Origin of the sequence: Acinetobacter sp. RUH 2624, assembly GCF_000162375.2 — a bacterium.
In the GTDB taxonomy this organism is placed as follows: Bacteria; Pseudomonadota; Gammaproteobacteria; order Pseudomonadales; family Moraxellaceae; genus Acinetobacter; species Acinetobacter nosocomialis.
In genome coordinates, this window is the sequence record NZ_KI391939.1 from 2560651 (window position 1) to 2573130 (window position 12480).

At 37.3% G+C, this 12480-nt stretch carries 14 protein-coding genes; 9 read left to right on the forward strand and 5 right to left on the reverse strand.

What is annotated here, in order from left to right; translation table 11 throughout:
* Window positions 1-184: 184 nt before the first annotated feature.
* The 3 genes from HMPREF0014_RS18570 to HMPREF0014_RS18580 are packed head-to-tail and all read left to right on the forward strand — an operon-like array spanning window position 185 to window position 2411.
* The gene (locus HMPREF0014_RS18570; protein WP_006581628.1) at window positions 185-688 is read left to right on the forward strand and encodes a YfiR family protein; all 504 of its coding nucleotides are present in this window, start codon (window positions 185-187) and stop codon (window positions 686-688) included.
* 5 nt (window positions 689-693) lie between these two features.
* Window positions 694-1917, forward strand: a complete 1224-nt coding sequence (locus HMPREF0014_RS18575; protein WP_004711907.1) for a diguanylate cyclase — start codon at window positions 694-696, stop codon at window positions 1915-1917.
* Between the two features lie 14 nt (window positions 1918-1931).
* Window positions 1932-2411 carry an OmpA family protein gene (locus HMPREF0014_RS18580; protein ID WP_001097560.1) on the forward strand — a complete coding sequence of 160 codons (480 nt, stop codon included), beginning with the start codon at window positions 1932-1934 and terminating at the stop codon, window positions 2409-2411.
* A gap of 47 nt (window positions 2412-2458) precedes the next feature.
* Here HMPREF0014_RS18580 and HMPREF0014_RS18585 read toward each other — a convergent pair whose 3' ends face one another.
* Window positions 2459-3469: a metallophosphoesterase gene (locus HMPREF0014_RS18585; protein ID WP_004711906.1), complete on the reverse strand. Its 1011-nt coding sequence runs from the start codon at window positions 3467-3469 to the stop codon at window positions 2459-2461.
* A gap of 106 nt (window positions 3470-3575) precedes the next feature.
* On the opposite strand from HMPREF0014_RS18585, the gene HMPREF0014_RS18590 reads away from it, so the two are divergent.
* Entirely contained in the window at window positions 3576-5201 is a 1626-nt protein-coding gene (locus HMPREF0014_RS18590) for a phospholipase D family protein (protein ID WP_020992289.1), read from the forward strand.
* Here the strand turns inward: HMPREF0014_RS18590 and HMPREF0014_RS18595 are convergent, their stop codons facing one another.
* Entirely contained in the window at window positions 5202-6011 is an 810-nt protein-coding gene (locus tag HMPREF0014_RS18595) for a lysophospholipid acyltransferase family protein (protein ID WP_006581626.1), read from the reverse strand. It lies immediately after the preceding gene.
* A 203-nt stretch (window positions 6012-6214) separates the two neighbouring features.
* Here HMPREF0014_RS18595 and hflX point away from each other — a divergent pair, with 203 nt between their 5' ends.
* The 4 genes from hflX (at window position 6215) to HMPREF0014_RS18615 (ending at window position 9175) form a co-directional block, all read left to right on the forward strand.
* Window positions 6215-7549, forward strand: coding sequence for a ribosome rescue GTPase HflX (hflX, locus tag HMPREF0014_RS18600; protein WP_002048698.1), 1335 nt, complete (start codon window positions 6215-6217; stop codon window positions 7547-7549).
* A gap of 42 nt (window positions 7550-7591) precedes the next feature.
* The gene (locus HMPREF0014_RS18605; RefSeq protein WP_002048719.1) at window positions 7592-7963 is read left to right on the forward strand and encodes a hypothetical protein; all 372 of its coding nucleotides are present in this window, start codon (window positions 7592-7594) and stop codon (window positions 7961-7963) included.
* A 10-nt stretch (window positions 7964-7973) separates the two neighbouring features.
* Window positions 7974-8648 carry an LrgB family protein gene (locus HMPREF0014_RS18610; RefSeq protein WP_006581625.1) on the forward strand — a complete coding sequence of 225 codons (675 nt, stop codon included), beginning with the start codon at window positions 7974-7976 and terminating at the stop codon, window positions 8646-8648.
* A gap of 83 nt (window positions 8649-8731) precedes the next feature.
* Window positions 8732-9175, forward strand: coding sequence for a DUF2147 domain-containing protein (locus HMPREF0014_RS18615; RefSeq protein ID WP_002048729.1), 444 nt, complete (start codon window positions 8732-8734; stop codon window positions 9173-9175).
* A 38-nt stretch (window positions 9176-9213) separates the two neighbouring features.
* Here the strand turns inward: HMPREF0014_RS18615 and HMPREF0014_RS18620 are convergent, their stop codons facing one another.
* Genes HMPREF0014_RS18620 through pdxA form a run of 3 tightly spaced genes read right to left on the reverse strand, consistent with a single transcriptional unit; the run spans window position 9214 to window position 11873 of the window.
* Window positions 9214-10053, reverse strand: coding sequence for a symmetrical bis(5'-nucleosyl)-tetraphosphatase (locus HMPREF0014_RS18620; protein ID WP_006581623.1), 840 nt, complete (start codon window positions 10051-10053; stop codon window positions 9214-9216).
* Complete coding sequence (rsmA, locus tag HMPREF0014_RS18625; RefSeq protein ID WP_002048699.1) at window positions 10054-10866, reverse strand: 16S rRNA (adenine(1518)-N(6)/adenine(1519)-N(6))-dimethyltransferase RsmA; 813 nt, start codon at window positions 10864-10866, stop codon at window positions 10054-10056.
* Window positions 10867-10889: 23 nt separating this feature from the next.
* Window positions 10890-11873: a 4-hydroxythreonine-4-phosphate dehydrogenase PdxA gene (pdxA, locus tag HMPREF0014_RS18630; RefSeq protein WP_016805554.1), complete on the reverse strand. Its 984-nt coding sequence runs from the start codon at window positions 11871-11873 to the stop codon at window positions 10890-10892.
* Window positions 11874-12046: 173 nt separating this feature from the next.
* On the opposite strand from pdxA, the gene rplM reads away from it, so the two are divergent.
* Complete coding sequence (rplM, locus tag HMPREF0014_RS18635; protein ID WP_002048731.1) at window positions 12047-12475, forward strand: 50S ribosomal protein L13; 429 nt, start codon at window positions 12047-12049, stop codon at window positions 12473-12475.
* Window positions 12476-12480: the final 5 nt, after the last annotated feature.

The following is a 12480-nucleotide window of genomic DNA, read 5'->3' on the forward strand; positions in this document are numbered from 1 at the left end:
CCGCCGATGGATGTGCATTATAGACCATTAACTTACCTTTGCAATACCTTTTTAACTTCCAACGCATCAACCGATCACTTTTTAGGCTTTTTAGTCAAAATTAGATGAGATATTAAACTTTTTTTAGTTAATCAACTTCATGTAGAATAGATTATTCGTGCAATTGATTTGGCATTAACTCACCATGTGGCACTCCGCTAAGAAAGTATTATTCTGCATACTTGTAGTGTTTGCTACGAGTGGGCCTGCGTATGCCAATTCAAAACATAATTTCTATGTGCTGACTTTATCTATTTTAAGTTATAGCAAATGGGAGAATGTAAGCACTCCTACTCTTTGTGTAATTGATAATGCTTCAATTACTTCTTCTTTTCAGTCTTATATTCAGCAATTATCTTATAACTATCGTGTACAAACGGTTAATGCTAAAGATTTTCCTAAGTCGCATTGCCAAGCTGTTTATTTCTCTACAACCTCTCCTCAGCAGCAACAAAATTTAATTCAAAATTATCCATATCGTTCTTTGCTTTCTTTAAGTATTAATAATCCAGAATGTGAAGTTGGTAGTATCTTTTGCTTATATGACCAAAATAATTACACCACTTTTAAAGTTAACTTAGATGCATTAAGCCACTCCAAGGTCCATATTGATCCAAGGGTATTACTCTTGGCTAAGAATGCGGAGTAAGGGCTATGATATCTAAGTTGTATCAGTCCACTTCTCTACATGCTCTTTTTAGAAAGTCTCAATTTACGATTTTTGCTATTACTTTTTTTATTTGTTCTTTTACCTTTGTATCTATTTCCGTTTTTACTATGGAAACTTATGCAAAGCAGAATTTGCAGTTACTCAGCCATACGCTTCTAGAGCGTATTCAGCCAGCTGTCGTATTTAATGACAAGATCACGATAGAACAGATTTTAAATGAATATACAAATGATCATTCTATTCGAGCAATTCATATTTATGATTCTGAACATCATTTAATTGCACAAAGCTTTAAATTGTCGAGTCAAACTTCAGTTTTAGAAGGATGGTTTGATCACTGGTTTTTAAATGAGCCGGTACATTTAACAATTTATCATCACCAGCAGAATGTAGGTGAACTCACACTTTTTGGTAGCTCTGAAAAAATATTGCAATTTTTAAAGATGATTATGGTCGGTCTTGCGATTGCAATGTTATTTATTGTTTGTGCTTTATGGTGGTCAGTGAATTTGACTTATCGTCAAATTATGCAAGCGATTTATCCGCTCACAAATATTGCTCAGATCGTAAGTGAACAAAAAGCTTATAACCTTCGTTTTCCTTATAACCGAATTAAAGAGTTTCAAGATCTAAATACCGTATTTAATGAGTTACTTGAAGAAATTCAGATTTGGGATAATCAACTGCAAAAGGAAAATCGTAAATTATCTTTTCAAGCCCATCATGACCAGCTTACCCTATTACCGAATAGACATTATTTTTATCAAATATTGTTAGATATGTTTGAAGATAAGGATTTTGACAACAAGTCGGCCTTATTGTTCATAGATAACAACAACTTCAAATCAATTAATGATCAGTTCGGACACTTAGCTGGTGATGAAGTTTTGAAAGAGATGGCGAAAAGGTTACAAACGCGCTTACGTCATCAAGACTTTATTGCCCGTTTAGGCGGAGATGAATTTGCGGTTATTTTGCATTCCATTACGCATGCTGATCATTTAATATCTATTGCTGAAAATTTACTCGAAAGCTGTAAAGAACCTTTGCATCTAAATGATCAAACGATTTATTTCAGTTTTAGTGTAGGGATTGCTTTATCCCAATTTGCGTCTAGTCCAGAAGATTTTATTATGCAAGCAGATCAAGCGATGTATAAGGCTAAGACTTCTGAGCAACATTGGTTTATTTATAAACCAGAGAATTAAATTTAGGCTAATTTATGAATACAAGATCTTTGAAACTCTCCTTTATTGCATTGCTGTGCATTGCGCTTGCAGGCTGCTTGAGTTTTGGTCCTTTGAAATATCGTCAAGTAAAAATGCTAAAAAAAGAGGGTTTTGTACTTACTAATGAAGGTTGGACTCTAGGTTTACCAGAACGCTTATTATTTGATTTTAATGACGCAACATTAAAACAAAGTCATGAGGCAGAGCTCACACGTTTAGCAAATCAATTGAATAAATATGATTTGAATAAATTAAAAATTGTTGGTCACACTGACGATGTAGGTAATCCTGAATACAACCAAAAGTTATCTGAAGAACGTGCGCAAAGTGTTGCGAACCTTTTCTTGACTCACGGTTTTAAAAAGGAAAATATTTACGTTATTGGGCGTGGTTCAACTCAACCCTATGTACCGAATACAACCAATGAAAATCGGGCAATTAACCGTCGTGTTGCAATCGTTATTATTCCTTAGGTTTCTAATTATAAAAAAGCCAATCCTTTGTGATTGGCTTTTTTATTTTATACAAGCTCAATAATATCAATAGTAGGCGGCACCCGAAATCTTAATGGTATTCCAACCATACCCGTTCCTACGGTGACGAAAACATCAGCATGTTCATGTGAATAAAAGCCACGTTTATGACCTAAGATTGATACTTTTTTCATAATATAGTTAGTTACCCAAGGAAGTTCGACCTGTCCCCCATGAGTATGCCCAGATAACATTAAGGGGCGATTAGGTAATTTGGGAACCATATCTACAGTATCGGGGTTATGGGACAAAATTAACCAAGGCTTATCTTGAGGTAAGTCTGGCATTGAACGCATATCGGTTTTCCCAGCCCAAAGATCACCAATACCAATTAAACGAAATTCATCAAATTCAACAATTTTCCCTTCAATATCCATAACCTCATTGTAGTGAAGCGCATCTTTTAATAGTTGTTGAATAGGAGGCCCTGGATATTGTTCATCGTGATTTCCAGGAACAGAATACACAGGGGCCTGAATATCTTTGAGTACGCTCAATTCTTGCACCAACTTATCTTCTGGCTCATAAGTCCAGTCTCCTGCCACAACCACTAGGTCTGGCTTTTGTTCATTGAGTTTTTTCACAATGATTTTGAGTTGTCGCTCATGGCCAGAAAATAAACCTATATGTAAATCGGCAATTAAAGCAACTTTTACAGGCTTATTAAAACGGCGGTCTGGATTCAAACGATACTGATGAACATCGACACGTACCATATGCGGTTCTATAAAACGCGCATAAATGAGAATACCGCTTAATAAAAATATAAAAATAGTCTGATGAATTGAGTAATACCCCATCCAACCTGCATATAAATTAAAGAACCAAAGTGGAATAAGAAGATAAGATAGATAAAAAGCAAGTAAGTGAACAAAAGCTTTAAATGGATGAATCGTCTCGGTACGCGATTGATGAACCCAAGCTTCGACAATTCCCCATAAGGCAAGTATTGAAAAAATAAAGTAAAAACAAAAGATGATTGAATTTGGGTTCCACATTACGATTCTCGACTTATCTTATATTGATTGCTAGTAATCAAATTCAATATTTATCTTTCAATATGCACGAATTATACTCTAGCTCACCTTATCGTATGTATTGATTATGGCACAATCCTTTCATTCCAAACAGCTTCAAACTCATCAACAGGCTAAAGGCTTTTTGATCAAAGCTTCTTTAATTGTCTGTTCAAGTTTTGCTGTAACTTTGACAGGTTGTAGCACGCTACCTAAACATCGGGTTGAACCAGTTCAATACGCGCGTGATATCGATACATCTCAAACTTCACTTGCGAAAATTATTACGCCTTTACGTGAGCAAAATCCAAATTTAACGGGTTACCACCTTTTAAATGATCCGTTAGAAGCTCTCGCAGCTCGATTAAGGTTGATTGATAAAGCCGAGAAGACTTTAGACTTACAGTACTATATTTGGGATAACGATAAGGTCGGTGCTTTAGCTTTACATGCCATTATTCGTGCTGCCGATCGTGGCGTTAAAGTGCGTTTATTGATTGATGATAATAATGCTAAAAAGATGGAAGGTGTTTTACTGGCCCTTTCTCAGCATAAAAATATTGAAGTTAAATTATTTAACCCATACCGTTTTCGTAAATACCGTGCGATGGATATGCTATTAGACTTAAAGCGTATCAATCATCGTATGCATAATAAGAGTTTTATTGCCGATAATCAGGTTGCGCTTATTGGTGGGCGTAATATGACAAATCAGTATTATAACGTTAGTGATAGTTATCAATTCTCTGATGTCGATGTCATGTTAGTCGGTGCTGCTGTTGATGACATCGTAAATTCTTTTGATGACTACTGGAATCATGAATATGCATACTCAGTCCAGAGTATTGTCAGTGCTCAACAACACCGTTTACGATATGAAAGTTTGAAAGAACAACTAGATGCTCACTATCAACAAGCCACTGTTCAAAACTTTCTCAATTTAACGTCTAGATCGCATGCTTTTGATAAATGGTTAGACCATAACATTCAGTTTGACTGGGTGAAGGCAGAGGTTGTAAAAGACTCCCCTGATAAAATTAAGTCAAAAGCAAAAAAAGAAGAGCATTTGAATTTCCAATTGATTAATCATTTGGAAAAACCAGAAAGCAATGTTGATTTGATTTCTGCTTATTTTATTCCTGAAAAGCAAGGCGCTAAAATTTTAAGTACCCTCGCCAAAGAAGGGGTAGAAGTTCGTGTTTTAACAAATTCATTTAAAGCCAATGATGTTGCTGTGGTTCATGCATTTTATGGTCGATACCGAAAAGAGCTTTTGAAAAACGGCGTACAACTTTATGAGTTTTTACCAACTCCAGATAAACGTAATTTAAATAAAAATACGGATGAGTTGGCAACCAAAGCAAAAGTAAACATGAAAGGTTTAAGTCGCTCAAGTTTACATACTAAACTCATGGCTTTAGATGAACAGGTTTTTATTGGATCATTTAATTTTGACCCACGTTCAGCCTATTTAAATACTGAAATTGGTGTAATTTTAGATAGCCCATCACTGGCTAAAACAATTCACCATACGATGGATGAAAATTTAAATAAGTATGCTTATAAATTAAAACTAGATCCGAATAATAATATTTATTGGCAACAAGAAACCTCAAAAGGCCCTGTCATTTATAAAAAAGAGCCAGAAATGAAATGGTGGCAAAAGGCAGGCATGAAGTTTCTTTCATGGCTGCCTCTCGAAGGTTTTATGTAATTAACTTTTTGGCTTAAGTACTTTTTGATGTAATTGAGCCAAACCTTCTACCATTTTTTGTTGGACTTCTTGAGTTAAACTTTTTACATCATGTCCTTCTACCGAGATAGGAGGCAATGTTAATAAATGAGCCGTTACTTTCGGCATTTCTAGCACACGCTGAATATGCTCAACAAAAGACATCTCCCCAATAAATGGTGCAACGTTATCTAATTCGCCATGACGATTTACATAACAGATTAAACATACCTGTACTGGACGCTCTGCTTCAATAGCAGCTCCAAGTAAACGACCATGAACTTTTTTAACAGAATGACCATCTGTAGTAGTCGCTTCTGGGAAGAATAAAACTGGAATATTTTGTTTTAAGAATCCAGCAATTTGCTCTCTAATTCTAATAGAGTCACCAGACCCACGCTTAATAAATAAAGTACCACCGCCTTTTGCTAAGTTACCAAGAATAGGCCAATTTTCTATTTCGGCTTTCGCTAAAAAGAATACACGCGCACCTGAACCTAAAACAGCAATATCAAGCCAAGAAATATGATTACTTACCCATAAAGCTGGTTCTCTCGGAATTGTGCCATGCACTTGAACATCAAGGTTAAAGACTTTACATAAACGGCGGCAAAAATATTGGACGTATCGTGTGTTAACAGGGTTATTTGGATCTTTATAAAGTCCATGACGATAAACTAAGTAAAAACCTTCACTGATTGCCGCTGTCGCTGAAGTAACTTTTTTTCCGTATAAACCTATTTTTGAAAATTTCTTTAATGTTGAATTCACTATACTTTGCGTTTGAGCCATAAAATTTCACTAACGATCAATCATTGTTATACCCATCTCGAGCCATTCTATACGTTTCGGAATAAACTTGCATCGCTATGCGATAGAAGCAAATAAAAAATAAAATGTATGTAGATAATCTAAAGGATAAGAGCAAACCCTTTCCCCTTTTACTCAAGTTTCCACTAGAATAAAGTTTTAGCCTTTTCAGGATTTATAACCACGTGGAATATGTTGATCGGCATCAAGGCGGTGAACGCACAATATTAGTGAGTGTGTCTGTACAATTATTAGATGATCTGGATGCCGAAGAGTTTGCTCTACTTGCACAGTCTGCTGGTGCAGATATTCTTGAACACATTAAAGTGCAACGTAATAAGCCAAATCCTAAGTTTTTTATTGGTTCCGGTAAAGTCGATGAAATTGCAGAACAAGTTCGTGATTTAGAAGCAGGACTGGTTATTTTTGATCATGCTTTAACACCTGCTCAAGAACGAAATTTAGAAAGAATATTAAAATGCCGAGTCATTGACCGTACTGGTTTAATTCTAGATATTTTTGCGCTGCGTGCCCGCACCCATGAGGGTAAATTACAAGTCGAGCTTGCTCAGCTTAAACATTTATCAACTCGCCTGATTCGTGGTTGGTCTGCTGACTTTGAACAACAAAAAGGTGGTATTGGCTTACGTGGTCCCGGTGAAACCCAACTCGAAACAGACCGTCGCCTCATTCGTGTGCGTATTACACAATTAAAAGATAAGTTAGATAAAGTTCATCAAACTCGTATACAAGGGCGGGCGGCAAGACAAAAAGCTTCAATCCCAACCGTATCCTTAGTAGGTTATACCAATGCGGGTAAATCCACATTATTTAATATTTTAGCAAAAAGTGATGTGTATGCAGCCGACCAACTGTTTGCAACTCTTGATCCAACCTTACGTCGTTTAGAATGGGATGGTATTGGTACTGTTGTGCTTGCAGATACTGTAGGTTTTGTGCGAAACCTACAACATGATCTAGTTGAATCTTTTAAAGCAACTTTAGAAGAAACGCTTGAAGCCACCCTACTTTTACATGTCATTGACAGTAGTAGCCATGACATGCTTGATCAAATTGAAGCTGTTGAAGGGGTTTTAAAAGAAATTGGAGCAGATTCACCTGTCCTTCGTGTCTACAACAAAATCGATTTAAGTGGTGAAGAGGCTAAAATTATTTATTCACAGCCTCATGTTCCGGATCGCGTGTATGTTTCAGCACATTCAGGTTTAGGGCTAGATTTACTACGCCAAGCAGTCCAAGAATGTTTAATGGGGCAACTTCAACAATTCTCATTAAAACTTAAACCTGCTTATGGCAAATTGCGTACCCAGCTTTATGCTTTAAACGTGATCGAATCTGAACATTATGATGATGAAGGAATTTTACATATTGATATACGAATTGCGCCTCATAAGCTTGAGCAGTTAATTCGTCAAGCCAAACTCCCTATCGACGAGATATTGGGTGAACGGGCGAGTCAGTTTAAAAGACCATTGGAAGAGTTTGAAATCAAGCACTAGATCAGTTAAAACTTGATAAGTACACTTTTAGAGATAAAAAATATGGATAAGATCAAAAGTATAGATTGGGCAGCATGGGTAGGAACTTTTCTACTTATTATCGGTTTCCGTGAAGGCTCAGTCGTCGTTATGCGTGCTTTTGGTCATCCAGAATTAGGTAACTTAGTTGGTTTAATTAGTTTACTCATCATCTTACTCATTTGGCGCAAGTTTAAGAAAATCCCCTTAAGACTTGTCGACACCAATAATAAAATTATGAAAGAAAGTGGCTTTGCTTTTTTACCCATTTGTGCAGGTTCATTAATTATGCTGGTACATATGGGTAAAGAAATTCCTTTGTTTCTCTTCGTATTGGTGGTGAGCACCCTTATACCCTTGTGGGTCTATGCAAAAATGGCCAAACATTGGTTATAAGGAGAATAAAATGCTTATGATTTTATATGGATTTTTGATTACGCTAGTTGGCTATCTTTGTGCAAAACCTTTAAACCGTCGTTTCCCTCAAGTGCCTCTTTTAGTTTTTGGTATGTTCATTGTGATTGGTTTATTGTCAATCTTGAAAGTTCCTTATGAAGAATACCGTATTTACGTAAATGATTTATTTAGCCATTTATTAGGATATGTCACAGTTGCTTTAGCTATACCATTAGCTGCGATGCGTTATGACGACTTACCTCTTAAATCGGTTATTGGCATTTTATGCTTTGCGAGTATTAGTGCTGTTGCTTTACCAATGGGACTCGCTTATTTATTGCATATGTCTGAGCCTACTATTTTGGCTTTTGCTACACGCGCCGTAACTACGCCTATTGCTTTAAATATCGCGACTTTGTTACATGCTCCAGAAACTTTAGTCACTCTGATCGTGATTTTATCTGGCGTTATTGGTGCAGCATTTTCACCATTTTTACTTAAGCATATTCATGATGAAAGAGCATCAGGTTTAGCTTTAGGCTTAGCTGCCCATGCAATTGGAACTGCTCAAGCTTGGCAGCGTGGCCCTGTTGCGGGTCGTTATGCTGCATTTGGTATGGCCTTAAATGGGGTATTTACTGCAATCTGGCTACCAACCTTCATGTTATCTTTTGGAATACATTGATTAAAAAGTAGTTTAAATAAACATTGAACCCGTTATTAATTAGAAATAAGATGGACTTTCAAATCTAAAAGGATTTTTTGATTATGGGGAAATTTTTTGTTGGAGCTTTGCTCCTATTGGGAATGAATACTGCTACTTTTGCAGCCGATATTACCGGTCTTTGGCAAACAATTGACGATAAAACTGGCACACCTAAGGCTCACGTAGAAATACGTAAAGAGGCGAATGGTACGTATGCAGGAAAAGTTGTAAAAATCACACCGCGTCCGGGTTATACACCAAAAGAAATTTGTGATAACTGTCCAGCGCCTTATACCAATAAGCATATTGTAGGTTTGGATATTGCGACTGGCTTAAAACAAGTTGATAGTACAACCTATACCGGAGGAAAAATTCTAGATCCAAATACTGGTAAAGTTTACGGATTAAAAGCCAAACTCAGTGCAAATGGTAACCGTCTACATATGCGCGGTTATCTTGGAGTTTCTGCTTTAGGCCGCAATCAAATCTGGATTCGACTAGAATAATTTTCAAAAATAAAAAAGCCGCTTATGCGGCTTTTTTATTACATCACAGGGTTAACTACTGAAAATATTTGCTGATCTTCAAGACGGTAAGCAATTAAGTTCTTACCCCATACACAACCACCATCAACATTTTGAATATGATCACTAATAGTTCTGCCTTCTAAAGCAGCCCAATGTCCAAAAAATATTTGATGTGTCTGTGCAGCTTTACTTGGAAATTCAAACCAAGGTAAATAACCTTCCGGCATTGGTGCATCTAAAGTATCTTTAAAACTAAATTCCAAAGTACCTTCTGCATTGGTCAAACGCATACGTGTTAAATAATTAGTAATGCAGCGTAGACGGTCATTACCAGTTAAGTCATCTTTCCAAAGATCCGGTTTCGAACCATACATTTCAGCCAAAAAAGCATCTAGCACAGACAGATCATCATCTGCTAATACCGCTTCAACTTCTTTCGCTACCGCAGCCGTTTTTGATGCACTCCAAATACAAGGTATACCAGCATGCGTTAGCACAGTTTGTTCATTTGGAAATAAACATAATGGTTGTTTACGCAGCCAGTCGATGAGTTCATCACCATCCACAGCATCAATAACGTCCTGCGTACGATCTTTTTCTTTAATTTCTTTAAGACCACGAGCACAAGCAATGAGTGTTAAGTCATGATTACCCAATACTGTAGCGGCAGCCCCTCGATCGGCTAGTTTCTTAATGAAACGCAGTGCACCTACCGAGTTCTCCCCACGTGCAACCAAATCACCAGCAAACCAAATAAAATCCTGATCAGGATCAAAACGTATTTCTTTTAGTAATGCTTTGAGTGCTTCAAAACAACCTTGCACATCTCCAATTACATAGTTATAACGCTTGGTCATTTATGCCACCATTTGATCTGCCAAAGCTACGAACTCAGCAAGTGTCAAAGTTTCTGGACGAGCCATTGGATCGACTCCTGCTTTTTCGAAGCCATCTTCAGCTAACATACCTTTAAGACTGTTTCTTAGAGTTTTACGACGTTGAGTAAATACGTGTGCAACCAAACGAGCTAAAGCTTTCTCATCTTTCGCAACAATCGGTTTTTGTTCGTAAGGAACTAAACGGAATACAGCACTAGTCACTTTTGGTGGCGGATTAAATGCGCCGGCAGGTACTTCAAATAAAAAGGTAGGCTGGCAATAATATTGAATCATTACCGATAAACGACCATATTCTTTTGTATTTGGTTCAGCAGTAATACGTTCTACCACTTCTTTTTGCAACATGAAATGCATGTCTTTAACTTGACTACCAAATTCCAAGAGATGAAAAAGTAATGGTGTAGAAATGTTATAAGGCAAATTACCAACAACGCGTAATGGGCGGCCATCTTTTACAAGTTGGCTAAAATCATATTTTAAAGCATCAGCTTCTACGATAGTTAAACGTTCTGGATGTGGTACACGTTCTGGTAAGCCTGCTGCTAAGTCACGGTCTAGCTCGACTACAGTTAAAGCCTCACACTCTCCAATTAAAGGAGAGGTTAAAGCAGCCAAACCTGGGCCAATTTCAACAATATTGTCGCCTGGACGCGGATTAACAGAGCGTACAATTTTGGCAATGACTCGCTGATCATGTAAGAAGTTTTGACCAAAACGTTTACGAGCTTTATGCCCTTCATCTTTCGGGTTTAGGGCATTAATTTGATACATAGAACATTTCCAACATGAAAAATTTAACTCGCTGCCAACGATAAGGCTAAATCGACAGCGACATTTAAACTTGAGCTTTTTGCCAAACCTGTCCCAGCTAAAGACAGAGCAGTACCATGATCGACTGAAGTTCGAATAAACGGTAAGCCCAATGTGATATTAATTGCTTCACCAAAACCTTGTGATTTTAGCACAGGTAAACCTTGATCATGGTACATAGCAAGAACAGCATCGGTATTTTTAAGGTGATCAGGAGTGAATAAAGTATCTGCTGGCATACTTAAACTGATTTTAATACCTTGAGAGCGGTAAGTTTCAAGAACCGGATTAATCGTATCAATCTCTTCATGTCCCAAGTAACCATCTTCACCTGCATGAGGATTTAATCCACACACTAATACTCTTGGATCATTAATTTTAAACTTGGTTTTTAAGTCATGAAGTAAAATGTCTATCACTTGATGTAAGCGTTGTTTGGTAATTGCATCGGCTACCTCTCTTAAAGGCAAATGTGTAGTCGCTAAAGCTACCCGCAAGTTTTTTGTTGCGAGCATCATGACAACACGCTCTACACCAGCGAACTCTTGATAATATTCAGTGTGACCACTAAATAAAATACCTGCATCATTAATGACCGATTTTTGTACCGGCGCAGTAGCCACACCTACACTTTTACCTGACATTGCATAATCAGCTGAGCGACGTAATTGTTCTAATACATAAGCTGCATTAGCTGGGTTTAATTGGCCATCGATGACTTCTGTTTTTAACGCGACGTGCTCTATATAAAGTTCGCCTTGCAAACATGATTCAGCTTGCCCTGTATACTCTAAAAACTTAATGTCCATGCCTAGCTTTTGAGCACGTTGTTGCAATAGATTTCGGTCAGCCAAAACAACAATCGGACGCTCATCAATGCGTTCCGCCAGACTTAAGCAAATATCTGGACCAATACCAGCAGGCTCACCGGAAGTGATATATAAAGGCAGCACAATCACCCCAGACATATAACAAGAATTTGTTTCATTTTAACATATCTGCCATTCATCAGTTTATGTATTAAATTATCTAACTTAAACTGGATTTTTCTTGTGACTTTGAACAAACTCGTTTAGAATGCTCGCTCCTTTTGTTTGGACAGATTCCATAGTCCAAACCAACTATAATAGGTAGTGGTTTAATGAAAACTCTCAGCGCTAAGCCAGCTGAAGTTCAACATGACTGGTATGTTGTTGATGCTTCTGGCAAAACTTTAGGTCGCCTTGCGACTGAAATCGCTCGTCGTTTACGCGGTAAGCATAAAACTTCTTATACTCCTCACGTTGACACTGGCGATTACATCGTTGTGATTAATGCTGAACAAATTCAAGTGACTGGTAACAAATCACTTGATAAGAAATATTATCGCCATACTGGTTTCCCTGGTGGTATCCGTGAGACTAACTTCGAGAAGTTAATTGCTCACAAACCTGAAGCTGTTCTTGAAAAAGCGGTTAAAGGCATGTTACCAAAAGGTCCTCTTGGTTATGCAATGATCAAAAAAATGAAAGTGTACGCTGGTACTGAGCATCCTCATGCTGCTCAACAGCCACAAGTTTTGGACATCTAAGGGAT

Coding starts and splice junctions, on each gene's coding strand:
- HMPREF0014_RS18570 (WP_006581628.1), top strand. CDS start 185: ATGTGGCACTCCGCTAAGAAAGTATTATTCTGCATACTTGTAGTGTTT.
- HMPREF0014_RS18575 (WP_004711907.1), top strand. CDS start 694: ATGATATCTAAGTTGTATCAGTCCACTTCTCTACATGCTCTTTTTAGA.
- HMPREF0014_RS18580 (WP_001097560.1), top strand. CDS start 1,932: ATGAATACAAGATCTTTGAAACTCTCCTTTATTGCATTGCTGTGCATT.
- HMPREF0014_RS18585 (WP_004711906.1), bottom strand. CDS start 3,469: ATGTGGAACCCAAATTCAATCATCTTTTGTTTTTACTTTATTTTTTCA.
- HMPREF0014_RS18590 (WP_020992289.1), top strand. CDS start 3,576: ATGGCACAATCCTTTCATTCCAAACAGCTTCAAACTCATCAACAGGCT.
- HMPREF0014_RS18595 (WP_006581626.1), bottom strand. CDS start 6,011: ATGGCTCAAACGCAAAGTATAGTGAATTCAACATTAAAGAAATTTTCA.
- HMPREF0014_RS18605 (WP_002048719.1), top strand. CDS start 7,592: ATGGATAAGATCAAAAGTATAGATTGGGCAGCATGGGTAGGAACTTTT.
- HMPREF0014_RS18610 (WP_006581625.1), top strand. CDS start 7,974: ATGCTTATGATTTTATATGGATTTTTGATTACGCTAGTTGGCTATCTT.
- HMPREF0014_RS18615 (WP_002048729.1), top strand. CDS start 8,732: ATGGGGAAATTTTTTGTTGGAGCTTTGCTCCTATTGGGAATGAATACT.
- HMPREF0014_RS18620 (WP_006581623.1), bottom strand. CDS start 10,053: ATGACCAAGCGTTATAACTATGTAATTGGAGATGTGCAAGGTTGTTTT.
- rsmA (WP_002048699.1), bottom strand. CDS start 10,866: ATGTATCAAATTAATGCCCTAAACCCGAAAGATGAAGGGCATAAAGCT.
- pdxA (WP_016805554.1), bottom strand. CDS start 11,873: ATGTCTGGGGTGATTGTGCTGCCTTTATATATCACTTCCGGTGAGCCT.
- rplM (WP_002048731.1), top strand. CDS start 12,047: ATGAAAACTCTCAGCGCTAAGCCAGCTGAAGTTCAACATGACTGGTAT.